Genomic DNA, 16579 nt, shown 5'->3' with positions numbered 1-16579 from the left:
GAACCGGCGCCTTCTCGTGCTCCCCCGTACTTCCCCCCGAACTTCCCCCGTGTGGACCCCCGTTCGGTCGTTCCCCCGGGTCCCCCGGTCTCACTCCCGCCGACACCAGGCCGGCGGAAGGAGCGGATCCGGGGATGCTCCGTTCCGGCGCCCCGTGTCGCCGGTGCGGAGCCGATCCCCTTCTCCGTGCCTCCACTCTCTCGTTCACGCAGGTCGCGACCCATCCGCGCGCGTACTCATCTCCTCGGCTAGGTACGCGTACTCAGCTCTGCGCACTCATCCCCAGGACCCGGTGTTGCCCACTGGTTACGATCGCCCCCGTGTCTGTACTCCCTTTGGTGTTCACAAGCGGCTGGGCCAGCGGCATCAACGCCTACGCCGTCGTGCTGCTGCTCGGCATATTCGGCGCGACGGGCCTGAGCGACGAGGTGCCCGAGGCGCTGCAGCGGCCGGATGTCCTGATAGCGGCCGGCGTGCTGTTCCTCATCGAGGCCGTCGCCGACAAGATCCCGTATGTCGACTCGGCATGGGACGCCGTGCACACCGTGATCCGGCCGGTGTCGGGCGCGGTCGTCGCGGCGCTGCTCGCCGGGCAGAGCGGGTCGGTGCCGGAGCTGGCCGCGGGCGCGGTCGGCGGTTCCACGGCGTTGGTCAGCCATCTGGTCAAAGCCGGGACGCGGATGGCGGTCAACAGCTCGCCCGAGCCGTTCAGCAACGTCATCGTGAGCCTCGCCGAGGATCTCGGGGTCGCCGCGATCATCACCTTCGCGATCTTCCACCCCGTGGCGGCGGCGTCCATCGCGGGCGCTCTGCTGCTCGCCGGCATCCTGACGGTCTACTTCCTGGTCTCGCGGATCCGTCGCTTCTGGCGCCGCAGGACCGAGCGGCGGGCGGAGAAACGGCTCGGGCAGGCGGTGGCACAGCGGGGCGGCTGAGCACGTCCTGCGAGGTCAGTGCGCTGTTGTCAGTGCCGGCCGATAAAGTCCCACGCATGGCAAGGATTGCGGTGATCGGCGCCGGGGTGGGCGCCATGGCGGCCGCTGCCCGGCTGGCCGTCGCGGGCCACCGGGTGGCGGTGTACGAGCGTACGGAGACGTACGGCGGAGCGGTGCGCCGCTTCGAGCGCGACGGCTTCGGCTTCGACACGGGGCCCGGGCTGCTCCCGCTCCCCGCCGTGTACCGCGATCTGTTCATCAAGACCGGCAAGGAGCCGCTGGAGTCCTGCGTCGAGCTGGTCCAGGTCGACCCGTCCGCGCGGCACTTGTTCGCGGACGGCACCGAGGCACCCCTGCCGAACGCCTCGCGCGCGGGCGTCGTGGCCGCCCTGGACGAGGCGCTGGGCGCGGGGGCGGGCGGCCGCTGGGGCGACTTCCTGGTCCGCGCCCGCGAGGCCTGGGACCGGACGCGCAGACCGCTCCTGGAAGAGCCCCTGTGGCCCAACTGGCAGGTACTGGCCGAGCGCGAGCCCTACCCTTCGGTCCCCCACAAGCGACTCCTGCGCACCCGCCGGGCCGGCACGCTCGCCGAGATCGGCGCCTGGGAGCTGCGCGACCCCCGGCTGGTGGCCCTGCTGGAGAGCCACGCGCTGGCATACGGCCTGGATCCCCGGGAGGCCCCGGCGAGCGCGGCGGTGCTGCCGTATCTGGAGCATGCCTTCGGGACCTGGTATGTGCGGGGCGGCATACGGGAGTTGGCGCGGGCCGTGTACGAGCGGTGCCTGGCCCGGAGAGTCGAGTTCCACTTCGGTGCGGAGGTCACCGGGGTCGTGGAGAAGGACGGCCGGGCGGCCGGAGTGGAGTTGGCCGACGGCACAGTGGCGGAGGCCGACCTCGTGGTCTGCGGGGTCGCTCCGGGCGTGCTGGACCGCCCGGCGCCCCGAGCCGAGGGCGAGGTCGTACCCCAGCGTGGGGCGGCGAGCCGGCTCACGGTGCTGCTGGCGCTGCGCGGCGGTCGGCCGCGGGGCACGGCGCACCGCACGGTGGTGCACGCGGAGGACCGCGAGGCCGAGCTGGACGCGCTGTTCGGCGTGGCCACGGCGATGGCCTCACGTCCCACGGTGACGGTCCTGCGGCCCGATGACCCGGCGCTGGTTCCGGACACCGGCCATGAGGCGATCACCCTCACCGCGACGGTGCCGTCGGGATCGGACACCGACGCCCGGCACGCGGAAGACCTGATCACCGTCGCCGAGCGTGCCGTTCCGGAGCTGCGCGACCGTCTCCTCTGGCACGAGGTGCGCACCCCGGCCGACATCGCGGAGGTGACCGGCGCGGCGGGCGGAGCGGTTCCGGCACCGGCGCTGGCCGCGGCCGAGGGGAGACTGCTGCACCCGTCCAACAGCACGGCGCTGCCCGGACTGTTCATGGCGGGCGGCTGGTCCCACCCCGGCGGCGGACTGCCGCATGCCGGTATGTCGGGCGCGCTGGTGGCGGGACTGATCGTGGAGGGCCCGGAGTTCCGGGGCTCGCAGTGAACCGCGCCTGAGCGGTGCGGCGCGCGGGACCGTCAGAAACGGTACTGCTCGTCGTACCCCTGACCCTGCCCCTGCTGCTGGCCGTTCCCCTGGTACGGGTACTGCTGCTCGGGCGGGAGTTCACCGCCGTACGCCTCGTCGGTGCGCTGCTGCGGGACCCAGACGCCGCCGGGCGGGGTGCCCTCGCCGTAGGTGCCGGTGGCGTACTGGTCCTGGCCGTAGCCCTGCTGGCCGTACTGCTGCTGGCCGTAGGCGTCGTAGGCGGCGCCGTCGTAGGTCTGGGTGCCGATGTAGGGGTCGGAGTAGGCGGCGTACTGCTGCTGGCCGCTCTGGTCGTAGCCGTACTGCTGCTGGTCGTACCCGGTGTAGCCGTCGTAGCCGTAGCCCTGGTCGGCCGTCGCGTACTGGTCCTGGGGCTGGCCGGCGGCCGCGTAGTTCGGGTCGGCGGCAGCGGCGTAGGCGGCGTCGCTGTATATGCCGTACGAGCCGGTGTCCTCCGGCATGGGCTGCGGTTCGTAGACGGCGTTCGCCTCCGCGGGCATGGGCTGTCCACCGCGGGTGGGTGTGAAGACGTCGTCGCGGTCGTAGTCGTCGCCGTAGCCGACGCCGTCCTGGCCGTAGTCGGGGGTGTTGCCGCCGTAGCCGCTCTCGCCCGCCTCCAGGTCGGAGACCTCAAGGGTCGGCTCCTGGCGCTCCGGCTCGCCGCGGCGGCGCTTGGCGCCCAGCGGGCCCAGGGCAGGAGCGGAGACCGCCCAGCCCGCCGAGAAGCCGCGGCGGAACGACAGCGTGACGTAGGTCTGGCCGACCGCGAACGCCGCCGCGCCCAGACCGATGACGACGACGGACGGGATCAGTACCCCGACCACGACACCGAGGAAGCCGACGAAGGCCAGCAGGCGCCAGCGCAGCCGCGCCTTGTACTGCAGCAGCACCTCGCCCAGCAGCCACAGCGCGACGATGCCGAACGCGATGTAGAGGACCGTCCAGCCCATGTACGCCCCTCTCCCAGTGGCCGCCTACGCAGTGTGACGTATATCAGGACGACCGGTCTAGGCCTGCGGTGGGTGGTGCAGGCCCAGGTTCTCGTAGATTTCCAGGGTCGCCGTGGAGTTGTTGAGCGTGATGAAGTGCAGTCCGGGCACTCCCTCGGCCAGTAGCCGCGCGCAGAACTCCGTGGCGAACTCGATGCCAATGGAGCGTACAGCCGCCGGATCGTCCTTTGCTGTGAGGATCCGCTCTTTCAGGGCGGCCGGGAAGGAGGCGTTGGTGAGGGACGGGATCCGCTCCAGCGTCCTTGTGCTGGCGATGGGCATGATCTCCGGGATGATCGGGGTGTCGCAGCCCGCGGCCGAGACACGGTCGCGCAACCGCAGGTAGTCCTCGGGTTCGAAGAACATTTGCGTGATCGCATAGTCCGCACCCGCTCGGCACTTGTCGACGAAGTGACTGACGTCGATGTCCCAGTCGTCGGAGCGCGGATGCATCGCCGGGAAGGCCGCGACGCCCACACAGAAATCTCCGGACGCCTTGATCAGCTCGACGAGCTCGGCGGCGTAGGCCAGGCCCTGCGGATGCCGCACCCAGTCACCCAGCGGGTCACCGGGCGGGTCGCCGCGCAGTGCCAGCATGTTGCGGATCCCGGCGTCGGCGTACTGGCCGATGATGTTGCGCAGGTCGGCCACCGAGTGGTCGACGGCGGTGAGGTGGGCGATCGGAGTGAGTGTGGTGTCCGAGGCGATGGCCTCGGTCGCCTTGACCGTGCCCGCACGGGTGGAACCGCCCGCTCCGTAGGTCACGGAGACGAAGTCGGGGCCGACTGCCTCGACCCGGCGCAGCGCGTTCCACAGGTTCCGCTCGCCCTTCGGGGTCTTGGGCGCGTAGAACTCGAAGGAATACGTCGTCTTGCCGGTCGCGAGCATCTCGCGCACGGTGCGCGCGTGGTCCGACCTGATGGATGCGGTGCCGAGGGCCATACTCGCAGGTTAGCCAGGGGCCCCCGGTCCCCCAACCGGACACCGGACATTTGCCCGAATTGTCCGGCTACTGTCCACGCCTTGGACAAACGGGGGCCGAATTGGGCGCCAAGCCCGTAGGAACACGGTCACGCTGCCCAATGGATGAGACGGGACAACGGGTCCGGTCCCCTACGCCTGCCGCAGCCGCTTGGCGAACTCCGCCGCCGCGGCGCCGGGATCGGCGGCCTCGGTGATCGCCCGTACGACGACGACACGGCGGGCGCCCGCCTCCAGCACCTGGTCGAGATTGCCGAGGTCGATGCCGCCGATGGCGAACCAGGGGCGGTCGGTGGCGAGGGCGGCGGTGTGGCGGACCAGGTCGAGGCCGGGGGCGTGGCGGCCGGGCTTGGTGGGGGTCGGCCAGCAGGGGCCGGTGCAGAAGTAGTCCACGCTGTCCTGGACGGCGGCCGCGTCGGCCTCGACGTCGGCGTGCGTGGAGCGGCCGATCAGGACGTCGTCCCCGAGGATCGCGCGGGCGGCCGGGACCGGGAGGTCGCCCTGGCCCAGGTGCAGGACATCGGCACCGGCGGCGTGGGCCACGTCGGCCCGGTCGTTGACCGCGAGGAGCTTGCCGTGCCGGGCGCAGGCGTCGGCGAAGACCTTGAGGTGCTCCAGCTCCTCGGCCGCCTCCATCCCCTTGTCCCGCAGCTGCACTATGTCGACGCCACCGGCGAGGGCGGCGTCCAGGAACTCCGCGAGGTCGCCCTGTCGCTTGCGGGCGTCGGTGCAGAGGTAGAGCCGGGCGTCGGCGAGCTGCGCGCGGGCGGTGCCTGCGGTGACGGTGTCGGACATGCGGTGCCCCCAGGGGTCGGGTTGCCGGGCGGGTGAGGTCGGGCGGGTGCCGGACGGAGGCACGGTAATCGGAGCGCCGCGCGCGGGTGGCGTCTGTGGGCCACCCGCGGCGGTGCTGTTGTTCGGGGGCGTACGGGCACGTATGGGCGCATATGGGGCAACTCATGATCACGAGACTTCATGGTCATGCGGCCGTGCTCGACCGCGGCCGTGGCCCGCGGGTTGCCCCGGCCCGTACGCCGGACGGTGTTCGGATCCCGGTGTTCGGCTCAGACGGCGAGCGCCTGGGCGCGGCGCTTCACCTCCGTGCCGCGGTTCTCACTGAGGGCCTGCGCGGGGGTGCCCGGCAGGCTCTCGTCCGGGGTGAAGAGCCACTCCAGCATCTCTTCGTCCGTGAAGCCGTCGTCCCGCAGCAGCGTCAGGGTCCCGGACAGGCCCTTGACGACCTTGTCCCCGTCGATGAAGGCGGCAGGGACGTGCAGCGCGCGGTTCTCACCACGGCGTACGGCGATCAGCTGGCCCTCCTTGACCAGCTGCCGGACGCGCGTCACCTCGACGCCGAGCTGTTCGGCGATGTCGGGCAGGGTGAGCCAGGCGGGGACGAGAGCATCGATCTTTGCGTCAATCTCGGTCACGGGAACAAGCCTGCCATCTGCCACTGACAGTCGGAAGTCAGGCCGGTCCGCCCGGGAGGAGCCGTCGCCCCGACGCGCTACGCCGTCGCCGCCTTCAGCGGCCTCGCCGGGTCCGCCAGCAGCTCCGGGTCCATCGGCGTGCCCGACTCGATCAGCCGCCGCCCCTGCGCCAGATCCCTCGGCCGGCCCACCGCCAACAGGGCGACGAGGCGGTCGTCCCGCAGCCAGCAGACCGACCAGGCCGGGCCCGAGGGGTCGCCGCGCCACAGGGTCGTGTCGGCGGCGGTGTGGTGGCCGGCGTACTGGACGAAGCGGCCGAACTGCTCGGACCAGAAGTAGGGCACGGGGTCGTAGACCACGCCGGTCTCGCCGAGGATGTTCGCGGCGACCGTGCGCGGGCCCTGGAGGGCGTTGTCCCAGTGGTGGACCAGCAGCCGCTCGCCGTAGCGGCCCGAGGGGAAGGACGCGCAGTCGCCGACCGCGTAGACGTCCGGCACCGATGTGTGCAGCCGTTCGTCGGCCACGACCTCGCGGTGCGCGCCGAGCTCGATGCCCGAGCCGGCCAGCCAGGCCGTGGCGGGCCGGGCCCCGATGCCGACCACGACGGCGCCCGCGGCCACCCGCGAGCCGTCGTCGAGGACCACCGCGCCGGGTTCGACGCGCGCCACGCGCGTGTGCGTGCGCAGCACCGCCCCGCTGTCCTCGTACCAGGCGCTCATCGGCGCGGCCACCTCCGCGGGCAGTGCCCCCGCGAGCGGCCGGTCGGCGGCCTCCACGACCGTCACCGCGCAGCCCGCCTCGCGCGCGGCCGTGGCGAACTCCGCGCCGATCCAGCCCGCGCCGACGACCACGATGTCGTGCTGCCGGGCGAGCACCGGCCGCAGCCGCTCGGCGTCGTCCAGCGTGCGCAGCAGATGCACACCGGGCACGCCCTCCGCGCCGGGCAGCCTGATCGGTTCGGCGCCGGTGGCGAGCACCAGGACGTCGTACGGGACGGGCCCGGCCTCGGTGTCCAGTTCGCGGTCGGCGGTGCGCACGCCGAGCACCTCGCGGCCCAGGTGGAGCTCGATGCCGAGCGCCTCGAAGTCGACGTCGAAGGCGGAGCCCTCGGCCTTGCCGAGCAGTACGGCCTTGGACAGGGGCGGCCGGTCGTACGGCTGGTGGGGTTCGGCGCCGATCAGGGTGACGGTTCCGGTGAAGCCCCGTTCGCGCAGGGCGACCGCCGTCTGCACACCGGCCATGCCGGCGCCGGCGACGACCACTTTCCGCTGCGACTGCGTCGTCTGCTCGCTCACCTGATCACCATAGACAACTGACAATTTGTCAGTCATGAGTCGTGCTCAGTGACCTGCTCCACAACGCTGGTGCCGCGGCCCGGCTGCGACTCCCACTCCCAGGTCTCCTCCAGCCGCACGCGCCCGTCGGACAGCTCGACCACCGTCGACACACAGTGGCCGGACGACGTCGTCCCGTCCCGCTTCAGCTGCACATACCGGAAGTCCAGCCGGTCGCCGTCCCGGGTGCCCACGAGATGCCCGCGTACGACGTCCCCGCCGGTGTACTCGGCCCAGATCTCGCCGTCCTTCTCGTGGTACGTGAACCGGGTGCGGGTACCCACCTGACCTGGGGCTTGGTCGGCGACGGGGGCCAGGACGAGTCCGTCGAGCGAGCGGGCCATGAGGTACGGCTCCCTACTGAGACCTACGGCGGCGGGCTAGGGTGGCCAACGTAGAGCACTCGCGGGAGCCCGGACGCACCGGGCTGAGAGGGAGGCTGGCGGCCTCCGACCGTACGAACCTGATCCGGGTCATGCCGGCGAAGGGAGGGGCTGGACGCCCATGTCGCGTACGCGAACGTCAGACGTCCTCGTCATCGGGGGCGGAATCATCGGCCTGGTCACGGCGTGGCGGGCCGCGCAACGCGGGTTCACGACGGCCGTCGTGGATCCCGAGCCGGGTGGCGGCGCCGCCCAGGTGGCCGCCGGAATGCTGGCCGCCGTCACGGAACTGCACTACGGCGAGCAGACCCTGCTGGGCCTGAACCTGGAGTCGGCACGGCGTTACCCGGACTTCGCCGCCGAGCTGTCCGACCTCACCGGCCACGACCTCGGCTACCGCCAGTGCGGAACGCTCGCCGTCGCCCTGGACGCCGACGACCGCGCCCATCTCCGCGAACTGCACACCCTGCAACGCCAGTCGGGGCTGGACTCCGAATGGCTGTCGGGGCGTGAGTGCCGGCGCCTGGAGCCGATGCTCGCGCCGGGCGTGCGCGGGGGGCTGCGGGTGGACGGGGACCACCAGATCGACCCTCGACGGCTGGCTGCGGCCCTGGTGGTCGCGTGCGAGCGGGCCGGTGTGGTCTTCCACCGCACCTGGGCCGAGCGCCTCGATGTCGCCGGGGACCGGGTCGCCGGAGTCACCACGACCGACGGCACGGAACTGGGCGCGGGCCAGGTGGTCCTCGCGGCCGGGAGCCTCAGCGGGCGGCTCTCCGGGGTCCCGGACGACGTACTGCCGCCCGTGCGTCCCGTGAAGGGGCAGGTGCTGCGGCTGACCGTGCCGCGGCGGTACGCGCCGTTCCTGAGCCGTACCGTGCGGGCCGTGGTGCGCGGCAGCCAGGTGTATCTGGTGCCGCGCGAGAGCGGGGAGCTGGTCGTCGGGGCGACGAGCGAGGAGCTGGGCTGGGACACCGCGGTGACCGCCGGCGGGGTGTACGAGCTGCTGCGCGACGCCCATGAGCTGGTGCCGGGCATCACCGAACTGCCGCTCACCGAGACGCGGGCCGGTCTGCGCCCCGGCTCCCCCGACAACGCTCCGCTGCTCGGCCCGACCGAGCTGGCCGGGCTGTCGCTGGCCACCGGGCACTACCGCAACGGCGTGCTGCTCACGCCGGTCACCGGGGACGCCATGGCGCATGTCCTGGCCACCGGTGAACTCCCGGAGGAGGCACGGCCGTTCACCCCGAAGCGTTTCTCCCCCGCCACGCGCACAGAACGCGCCGCACTCACGGAGCAGCCCGCATGAACATCTCCCTCAACGGGGAGCGGCGAGAGGTCGCTCCCGGTACGGCCCTCGACGTCGCCGTACGGATGCTCACCGCGGCGCCCTCCGGAGTGGCCGCCGCCCTCAACGAAACCGTCGTCCCGCGCGGACAGTGGCCGTCGACCTCCCTCTCCGAGGGCGATCGCGTCGAGGTCCTCACCGCAGTGCAAGGAGGCTGAACCATGGCCGACGATCCCTTTGTCATCGGCGGTACGTCCTTCACGTCCCGCCTGATCATGGGCACGGGCGGAGCGCCCAGCCTGGACGTGCTGGAGCGGGCGCTGGTCGCGTCCGGCACGGAGCTGACGACCGTCGCGATGCGGCGGGTCGACCCGTCGGTGCACGGCTCGGTGCTGTCGGTGCTGGAGAAGCTCGGGATCCGGGTGCTGCCGAACACCGCGGGGTGCTTCACGGCCGGGGAAGCCGTGCTGACGGCCCGCCTCGCGCGCGAGGCGCTCGGTACGGAGCTGATCAAGCTGGAGGTCATCGCCGACGAACGCACGCTGCTGCCGGATCCGATCGAGCTGCTGGACGCGGCGGAGACACTGGTGGACGACGGGTTCACGGTGCTGCCGTACACGAACGACGACCCGGTGCTGGCGCGGAAGCTGGAGGACGTGGGCTGTGCGGCGATCATGCCGCTCGGCTCCCCGATCGGGTCGGGGCTCGGCATCCGCAACCCGCACAACTTCCAGTTGATCATGGAGCACGCGCGTGTGCCGGTGATCCTGGACGCGGGTGCCGGTACGGCGTCCGACTCGGCGCTCGCGATGGAGCTGGGGTGTGCGGGTGTGATGCTCGCCTCGGCGGTGACACGGGCACAGGAGCCGGTGCTGATGGCCGACGCGATGAGGCATGCCGTGGAGGCGGGGCGGTTGGCGTACCGGGCGGGCCGGATACCGAAGCGCCATTTCGCGGAGGCGTCGTCCCCGGTGGACGGCATGGCGCGGCTGGACCCGGAACGACCCGCATTCTGAACGCACGTTCGATGACACCCGTCGATCAATGAGGCGTCCGTCACAGGTCGGCTTCAGTCCCGCCCCTATCTCGGCCGAACGGGCGGGGCTGTCGGTGTCGGCTCGTACACTCACCTGCGTGGATACGACCCTTCAGGACCCTCTGGTCGGGCAGGTGCTCGACGGCCGGTATCGCGTGGACGCGAGGATCGCGGTCGGCGGGATGGCCACGGTCTACCGGGCCCTGGACACCCGCCTGGACCGCGTGCTCGCGCTCAAGGTGATGCACCCCGCGCTGGCGGTCGACGGGGCGTTCGTCGAGCGGTTCATCCGCGAGGCGAAGTCCGTCGCCCGACTGGCGCACCCCAATGTCGTGCAGGTCTTCGACCAGGGCACCGACGGGTCCTACGTCTATCTCGCCATGGAGTACGTCGCCGGATGCACGCTGCGTGACGTGCTGCGCGACCGGGGCGCGCTGCAGCCCAGGGCCGCCCTCGACATCCTGGAGCCGGTGCTCGCCGCGCTCGGTGCCGCGCATCGCGCCGGGTTCGTGCACCGGGACATGAAGCCGGAGAACGTCCTGATAGGGGATGACGGCCGGGTCAAAGTCGCCGACTTCGGTCTCGTGCGGTCCGTGGACACCGTGACCAGCACCACCGGCGCCGTCCTCGGCACCGTCTCCTATCTCGCGCCCGAGCAGATAGAGCAGCCCGGCACCGCCGACGCCCGCGTCGACGTGTACGCGTGCGGTGTCGTCCTCTACGAGATGCTCACCGGCGAGAAGCCGCATGACGGGGACTCCCCCGCCGTGGTGCTCTACAAGCACCTGCACGAGGACGTCCCGCCGCCCTCGGCGATCGTCCCGGGCCTGGCGTACGAGCTCGACGAGCTGGTCGCGTCGGCCACCGCGCGCTCCCCGCAGATCCGGCCGTACGACGCCGTGGCGCTGCTCGCGCAGGCCCGCGAGACACGCGCCGCGCTGAGCGCGGACCAGCTGGACGCGGTGCCGCCGCAGGCGCTCTCGGCGGAGCACAGCAACTCCGACGACCGTACGAGCGTCATCCCGCGCGGGCTCAACATCCAGCGTCCGCTGCCGGTGAACGGCGACGAGCCCGAGGCCAACTTCAACCGGACCAGCCGGCTGGAGACCCCGGCGCCGCCTCCGCCGCCCAGCCGCCGGGCAGGTGCCCCGCGCCGACCGCGCGGGCCGTTCGTCATCGTCGCCGCCGTGCTGCTGGTCCTCGGCCTCGGTGTCGGCATCTGGTACATCAACTCCGGCCAGTTCACCCAGGTCCCGCCACTGCTGTCCAAGACCGAGGCGCAGGCCGAGGACCGACTGGAGGAGGCCGGGCTCGACGTCGGCAAGGTGGAGCGCGCCTACAGCGACACCGTCAAGCGCGGCACCGTCATCAGCACGGACCCGGCGACGGGCGCCCGCATACGGCACAACGACTCCGTGAAGCTGGTCATCTCGGCGGGCCCGGAGACGGTGAAGGTGCCCGACATCGAGGGCTATCCGCTGGCCAAGGCGAGGGCCGAGCTGAAGGAGAGCGGGCTCCAACCGGGCATGGTGACCCGGGAGTTCAACGACGATGTCACCCGGGGCTCCGTGCTCTCCTCGGAACCCGGGACCGGCACCAAGGTCCGCTCCGGCTCCGCGGTCGCGCTGGTCGTCAGCAAGGGCAGCCCGGTGGACGTCCCTGGCGTCACCGGCGACGACCCCGCCGACGCCAGGGCCGAGCTGGAAGAGGCCGGCCTGAAGGTGAAGATCGCCTCCGCGCGGGTCAACTCCGAGTTCGACGCGGGCAAGGTCGCCCAGCAGTCTCCTGCGGAGGGCAAGCAGGCCGCCGAGGGCGACACGGTGACGCTGACGCTGTCCAAGGGCCCCGAGATGATCGAGGTCCCGGACGTGGTCGGCGACAGCGTCGATGACGCCAAGGCGGAGCTGGAGGGCGCCGGCTTCGAGGTCGACGAGGACCGTGGTCTGCTCGGCCTGTTCGGCGACACCGTCAAGAAGCAGTCGGTGGAGGGCGGCGAGACGGCCCCCAAGGGCTCGACGATCACCATCACCATCAGGTGACATGAGCCGTCATTGACCGGTGATGGGGCGGCCCGGACCGCATGACACCCTGAACGGGTGACAAAGCAGCAGTCCGGGACCGCCCTCACGGGCCGCCCCCGCAATCCCGTCGGCGGCCACATCCCCGTGGCCGGCGGCCTCGCCTCCGTCGGCCTCTCCTACGCCCACGACCTCAAGGCCGAGACCGTCCAGGTCTTCGTCGCCAATCCGCGCGGCTGGGCCACGCCCGTCGGGAACCCGCGGCAGGACGAGGAGTTCCGCGCGGGGTGCGAGGCCGAGTCGATCCCGGCGTATGTGCACGCGCCGTATCTGATCAACTTCGGCTCGCACACGGCGGCGACCGTCGAGAAGTCGGTGGAGTCGCTGCGGCACTCGCTGCGCCGTGGGCGGGAGATCGGCGCGCTGGGCGTGGTCGTGCACACGGGCAGCGCGACCGGCGGCCGGGAGCGCTCGGTGGCCCTGAAGCAGGTGCGGGAGCACATGCTGCCGCTGCTGGACGAGCTGACGCACGACGACGATCCGTTCCTGCTGCTGGAGTCGACGGCGGGCCAGGGCTTCTCGCTGTGCTCGCGGACCTGGGACTTCGGGCCGTACTTCGAGGCGCTGGACGCCCATCCGAAGCTGGGCGTGTGCCTGGACACCTGCCACATCTTCGCCGCCGGCCATGACCTGACCGGCCCGTCCGGTATGCACCAGACCCTGGATCTGCTGGTGGACACCGTCGGCGAGGGCCGGCTGAAGCTGATCCACGCCAATGACTCCAAGGACGTCGTCGGCGCCCACAAGGACAGGCACGAGAACATCGGCGCAGGTCATATCGGCGAGGACCCGTTCCGGGCGCTGATGACGCACCCCGCCACCGAGGGCGTACCGCTGATCATCGAGACGCCCGGCGGGAAGGAAGGGCACGCGGCGGATGTGGAGCGGCTGAAAAAACTTCGCGACTCGTAGCCCGTTACGGAATACCCCTGGGGGGTATACGGTTCTTGCTCGGTGCAGGAACCGCAACCTGGCATTGGGGAGAGTCATGGAGCACGAAGCGCACGCGCCGCACGCCCACCACGAGGCGGCAGCGGCCGGCACCTGGGCGATGGCCGTCCAGGCCACCCTGCACTGCCTCACCGGCTGTGCCATCGGTGAGGTGCTGGGCATGGTGATCGGCACCGCGTTCGGCTGGGGCAATGTGCCGACGCTGATCCTGGCGATCATCCTGGCGTTCTTCTTCGGCTACGCGCTCACCCTGCGCGGAGTGCTGAAGGCGGGCGTCGACATCCGGACCGCGCTCAAGGTGGCGCTGGCCGCGGACACCCTGTCCATCGCGGTGATGGAGCTGGTCGACAACGGCGTGATCGTGCTGTGGCCGGGCGCCATGGACGCCGGGCTCGGCGACCCGCTGTTCTGGTCAGTGCTGGCGATCGCGCTGGCCGTCGCCTTCGTCCTGACCACGCCCGTCAACAAGTGGATGATCGGCCGCGGCAAGGGCCATGCGGTGGTCCACCAGTACCACTGACCGCCACCGCGCGGACCAGGAGCGTCAGAGCTCGGGGCCGTCCCCGGGCTCCTCCTGGTAGGAGTAGCGCTGCTCCCGCCAGGGGTCGCCGATGTTGTGATAGCCGCGCTCCTCCCAGAAGCCCCGGCGATCGGCGGTCATGTACTCCACGCCCCGGACCCACTTGGGGCCCTTCCAGGCGTACAGATGGGGGACGACCAGACGGAGGGGGAAACCGTGCTCCGCCGTGAGCAGTTCGCCGTCCTTGTGGGTGGCGAAGATGGTGCGCTCGGCGGCGAAGTCGTCGAGGCGGAGGTTGGAGCTGAAGCCGTATTCGGCCCAGACCATCACATGGGTGACGGCAGGCGAGGGCGGGGCGATCTCCAGGATGGTCCGGGCCGGAATGCCGCCCCATTCCGCGCCGAGCATGCTGAATTTGGTGACGCAGTGCAGATCGGCGACGACGCTGGCGTACGGCAGGGCCGCGAATTCCTCATGGGTCCAGCAGTGTTTCTCACCGTCGGCGGTGGCCCCGAACACCCTGAATTCCCAGCGTTCGGGACGGAACTTCGGAACCGGGCCGTAGTGCGTGACCGGCCAGCCGCGCTGCACACGCTGTCCCGGTGGAAGCTCGGAGTGTGCTGCTGCTCCACTTTCACGCTCCACCGGCTGACCCATGGCTCCATCCTGACAGACCCGAAGCAGTGCACCTGACCCCACCCTCAATAATTCATTGCAAACCGGACTAAGCATGCACTTACTTACTAAGTGAAGACTTACTGGACGATCTTTGTCACCGGTGCAATCATGCGGCGCAACCTGCCAGTTCCCCCGCTTGGAAGGAGCCTCTGCGATGCAGGGCGACCCCGAGGTCCTCGAATTCCTGAACGAGCAGCTGACCGGCGAGCTCACCGCGATCAACCAGTACTGGCTGCACTATCGGATCCAGGACAACAAAGGCTGGACGAAGCTCGCCAAGTACACGCGTGAAGAGTCCATCGATGAGATGAAGCACGCGGACAAGCTCACCGAGCGCATCCTCATGCTGGACGGCCTGCCCAACTATCAGCGGCTGTTCCATGTGCGGGTGGGCCAGACGGTGACGGAGATGTTCCAGGCCGACCGGCAGGTCGAGGTGGAGGCGATCGACCGTCTCAAGCGCGGCATCGAGGTGATGCGCAACAAGGGCGACATCACTTCGGCGAACATCTTCGAGTCGATCCTCGAGGACGAGGAGCACCACATCGACTACCTGGACACCCAGCTGGAGCTGATCGACAAGCTCGGTGAGGCGCTCTATCTGGCGCAGCAGATCGAGCAGCCGAGCTGAGGCCTAGGCCTAGGCCGCGTCCGCCAGATCGGTGAGCAGCGGCTTGCCCTGGTCGGCCAGCTCACGGCGAGGGCACGCGCCCCTGCCCAGGAGCGCCTGGATGCGACGTACACACGATCCGCAGTCCGTGCCTGCCTTGCAGGCCGAAGCTATCTGGCGGGGAGTGCAGGCGCCGTCCGCCGCGTGCTTCTTGACCTGCTGCTCGGTGATGCCGAAGCAACTGCAGATGTACACGCGGTTCACCTCCCGGCGGGATCGATGTGCCATCCCCTTGATCGGTGAGGCTAACCTAACCTTACCCGGCTCATAGGAACCGTAAAAGTGCTGTGGGGCGCGGATCGAATGTGATCCGCGCCCCACTCATGCCGCTGTAACAGGCGATCCCGTCACTGGTCCCTGTACATCTCCGCGACGAGGAACGCCAGGTCGAGGGACTGACTGCGGTTGAGCCGCGGGTCGCAGGCCGTCTCGTAGCGCTGGTGCAGATCGTCGACGAAGATCTCGTCGCCGCCGCCCACGCACTCGGTGACATCGTCACCGGTGAGCTCGACGTGGATGCCGCCCGGGTGGGTGCCGAGGCCCTTGTGGACCTCGAAGAAGCCCTTGACCTCGTCGAGCACATCGTCGAAGCGGCGGGTCTTGTGGCCGGAGGCCGCCTCGAAGGTGTTGCCGTGCATCGGGTCGGTCACCCAGGCCACCGTGGCGCCGGACGCCGTGACCTTCTCGACCAGCTCGGGGAGCTTGTCGCGGATCTTGTCGGCGCCCATGCGGACGATGAACGTCAGCCGGCCCGGCTCGCGCTCGGGGTCGAGGCGGTCGATGTACTGCAGCGCCTCCTCGGCCGTCGTCGTCGGGCCGAGCTTGATGCCGATGGGGTTGCGGATCTTCGAGGCGAACTCGATGTGCGCGCCGTCCAGCTGCCGGGTGCGCTCACCGATCCACACCATGTGCCCGGAGACGTCGTACAGCTTGCCCGTGCGGGAGTCGACCCTGGTCAGCGCGGACTCGTAGTCGAGCAGCAGTGCCTCGTGGGAGGAGTAGAACTCGACGGTCTTGAACTCCTCCGGGTCGGCCCCGCAGGCGTGCATGAAGTTCAGCGCCTGGTCGATCTCGCGCGCGAGCTGCTCGTAGCGCTGGCCCGACGGGGACGACTTCACGAAGTCCTGGTTCCAGGCGTGCACCTGGCGCAGGTCGGCGTAACCGCCGGTGGTGAAGGCGCGCACCAGGTTGAGCGTCGAGGCGGAGGCGTTGTACATCCGCTTCAGGCGCTCGGGGTCCGGGATGCGGGCGGCCTCGTTGAAGTCGAAGCCGTTGACGGAGTCGCCGCGGTAGGTCGGCAGGGTCACGCCGTCGCGGGTCTCGGTGCCCTTGGAGCGCGGCTTGGAGTACTGGCCGGCGATGCGGCCGACCTTCACGACCGGCACCGAGGCAGCGTACGTCAGCACGGCGCCCATCTGGAGCAGGGTCTTCAGCTTGTTGCGGATGTGGTCGGCCGACACCGCGTCGAATGCCTCGGCGCAGTCGCCGCCCTGGAGGAGGAACGCCTCTCCCTTGGCGACGGATGCCATCCGGGCGCGCAGCTGATCGCACTCGCCCGCGAAGACGAGCGGCGGATACGACTCCAGCTCCGCAACGACTGCGCGCAGAGCCTCGGTGTCGGGGTACTCGGGCTGCTGCGCCGCGGGCAGGTCTCGCCAGGTGTTGCCAGCGCTCGCGCTGGTCTTAGCGTTCACGGTCACGACGTCCACATTACGGGGTGATGTCGCCG

18 protein-coding genes and 1 riboswitch are annotated in these 16579 nt (G+C 70.6%); of the genes, 9 read left to right on the top strand and 9 right to left on the bottom strand.

Annotated features, from left to right (window positions below):
* Positions 1–320 precede the first annotated feature (320 nt).
* Positions 321–935 carry a DUF4126 domain-containing protein gene (locus IE325_RS15300; RefSeq protein ID WP_190070446.1) on the top strand — a complete coding sequence of 205 codons (615 nt, stop codon included), beginning with the start codon at positions 321–323 and terminating at the stop codon, positions 933–935.
* A 56-nt stretch (positions 936–991) separates the two neighbouring features.
* Positions 992–2473, top strand: coding sequence for a phytoene desaturase family protein (locus IE325_RS15295; RefSeq protein ID WP_190070445.1), 1482 nt, complete (start codon positions 992–994; stop codon positions 2471–2473).
* 32 nt (positions 2474–2505) lie between these two features.
* Here the strand turns inward: IE325_RS15295 and IE325_RS15290 are convergent, their stop codons facing one another.
* The 6 genes from IE325_RS15290 to IE325_RS15265 form a co-directional block, all read right to left on the bottom strand.
* Positions 2506–3465, bottom strand: coding sequence for an SCO2102 family sporulation regulator (locus IE325_RS15290; RefSeq protein ID WP_190070444.1), 960 nt, complete (start codon positions 3463–3465; stop codon positions 2506–2508).
* Positions 3466–3522: 57 nt separating this feature from the next.
* Entirely contained in the window at positions 3523–4446 is a 924-nt protein-coding gene (metF, locus tag IE325_RS15285; RefSeq protein ID WP_190070443.1) for a methylenetetrahydrofolate reductase [NAD(P)H], read from the bottom strand.
* Positions 4447–4617: 171 nt separating this feature from the next.
* Entirely contained in the window at positions 4618–5280 is a 663-nt protein-coding gene (gene thiE, locus IE325_RS15280; RefSeq protein ID WP_190070442.1) for a thiamine phosphate synthase, read from the bottom strand.
* 269 nt (positions 5281–5549) lie between these two features.
* Positions 5550–5915: an Rv2175c family DNA-binding protein gene (locus IE325_RS15275; protein ID WP_186284374.1), complete on the bottom strand. Its 366-nt coding sequence runs from the start codon at positions 5913–5915 to the stop codon at positions 5550–5552.
* 77 nt (positions 5916–5992) lie between these two features.
* Complete coding sequence (locus IE325_RS15270; protein ID WP_373315178.1) at positions 5993–7156, bottom strand: NAD(P)/FAD-dependent oxidoreductase; 1164 nt, start codon at positions 7154–7156, stop codon at positions 5993–5995.
* Between the two features lie 86 nt (positions 7157–7242).
* On the bottom strand, positions 7243–7593 hold the full coding sequence (locus IE325_RS15265) for an avidin-fold protein (RefSeq protein ID WP_190070440.1): 351 nt from the start codon (positions 7591–7593) through the stop codon (positions 7243–7245).
* Between the two features lie 51 nt (positions 7594–7644).
* A riboswitch (TPP riboswitch) is annotated at positions 7645–7756 on the top strand.
* Between IE325_RS15265 and thiO the strand changes: the two genes are divergently transcribed.
* The 6 genes from thiO (at position 7754) to IE325_RS15235 (ending at position 13502) form a co-directional block, all read left to right on the top strand.
* Positions 7754–8938, top strand: a complete 1185-nt coding sequence (gene thiO, locus IE325_RS15260) for a glycine oxidase ThiO (protein WP_190070439.1) — start codon at positions 7754–7756, stop codon at positions 8936–8938. It overlaps the preceding riboswitch by 3 nt.
* Positions 8935–9135 carry a sulfur carrier protein ThiS gene (gene thiS / locus IE325_RS15255; RefSeq protein WP_190070438.1) on the top strand — a complete coding sequence of 67 codons (201 nt, stop codon included), beginning with the start codon at positions 8935–8937 and terminating at the stop codon, positions 9133–9135. The genes thiO and thiS overlap by 4 nt, the downstream gene beginning before the upstream one ends.
* A gap of 3 nt (positions 9136–9138) precedes the next feature.
* Positions 9139–9933, top strand: coding sequence for a thiazole synthase (locus IE325_RS15250; RefSeq protein ID WP_190070437.1), 795 nt, complete (start codon positions 9139–9141; stop codon positions 9931–9933).
* A 118-nt stretch (positions 9934–10051) separates the two neighbouring features.
* Positions 10052–11992, top strand: a complete 1941-nt coding sequence (gene pknB, locus IE325_RS15245) for a Stk1 family PASTA domain-containing Ser/Thr kinase (RefSeq protein WP_229911826.1) — start codon at positions 10052–10054, stop codon at positions 11990–11992.
* 57 nt (positions 11993–12049) lie between these two features.
* Positions 12050–12943 (top strand): deoxyribonuclease IV, encoded by an 894-nt coding sequence (locus IE325_RS15240; RefSeq protein ID WP_190070435.1) that lies wholly within the window; start codon positions 12050–12052, stop codon positions 12941–12943.
* Between the two features lie 76 nt (positions 12944–13019).
* Complete coding sequence (locus tag IE325_RS15235; RefSeq protein WP_190070434.1) at positions 13020–13502, top strand: DUF4396 domain-containing protein; 483 nt, start codon at positions 13020–13022, stop codon at positions 13500–13502.
* Positions 13503–13526: 24 nt separating this feature from the next.
* Here the strand turns inward: IE325_RS15235 and IE325_RS15230 are convergent, their stop codons facing one another.
* A complete protein-coding gene (locus IE325_RS15230; protein ID WP_190070433.1) occupies positions 13527–14159 on the bottom strand; it encodes a sulfite oxidase-like oxidoreductase in 633 nt (210 codons plus the stop codon).
* A gap of 175 nt (positions 14160–14334) precedes the next feature.
* Between IE325_RS15230 and bfr the strand changes: the two genes are divergently transcribed.
* Complete coding sequence (bfr, locus tag IE325_RS15225; RefSeq protein WP_190070432.1) at positions 14335–14811, top strand: bacterioferritin; 477 nt, start codon at positions 14335–14337, stop codon at positions 14809–14811.
* Between the two features lie 9 nt (positions 14812–14820).
* Here the strand turns inward: bfr and IE325_RS15220 are convergent, their stop codons facing one another.
* Together IE325_RS15220 and IE325_RS15215 are read right to left on the bottom strand one after the other, a co-directional pair.
* The gene (locus IE325_RS15220) at positions 14821–15045 is read right to left on the bottom strand and encodes a (2Fe-2S)-binding protein (protein ID WP_229911825.1); all 225 of its coding nucleotides are present in this window, start codon (positions 15043–15045) and stop codon (positions 14821–14823) included.
* Positions 15046–15197: 152 nt separating this feature from the next.
* A complete protein-coding gene (locus tag IE325_RS15215; protein ID WP_190070430.1) occupies positions 15198–16550 on the bottom strand; it encodes a class II 3-deoxy-7-phosphoheptulonate synthase in 1353 nt (450 codons plus the stop codon).
* Between the last annotated feature and the right edge of the window lie 29 nt (positions 16551–16579).

The sequence above is a fragment of the Streptomyces lanatus genome (assembly GCF_014655715.1).
Taxonomy (GTDB): Bacteria; Actinomycetota; Actinomycetes; order Streptomycetales; family Streptomycetaceae; genus Streptomyces; species Streptomyces lanatus.
The sequence above is the reverse complement of the archived record's forward strand: the minus strand, read 5'-3'. Positions and strand labels throughout refer to the sequence as shown.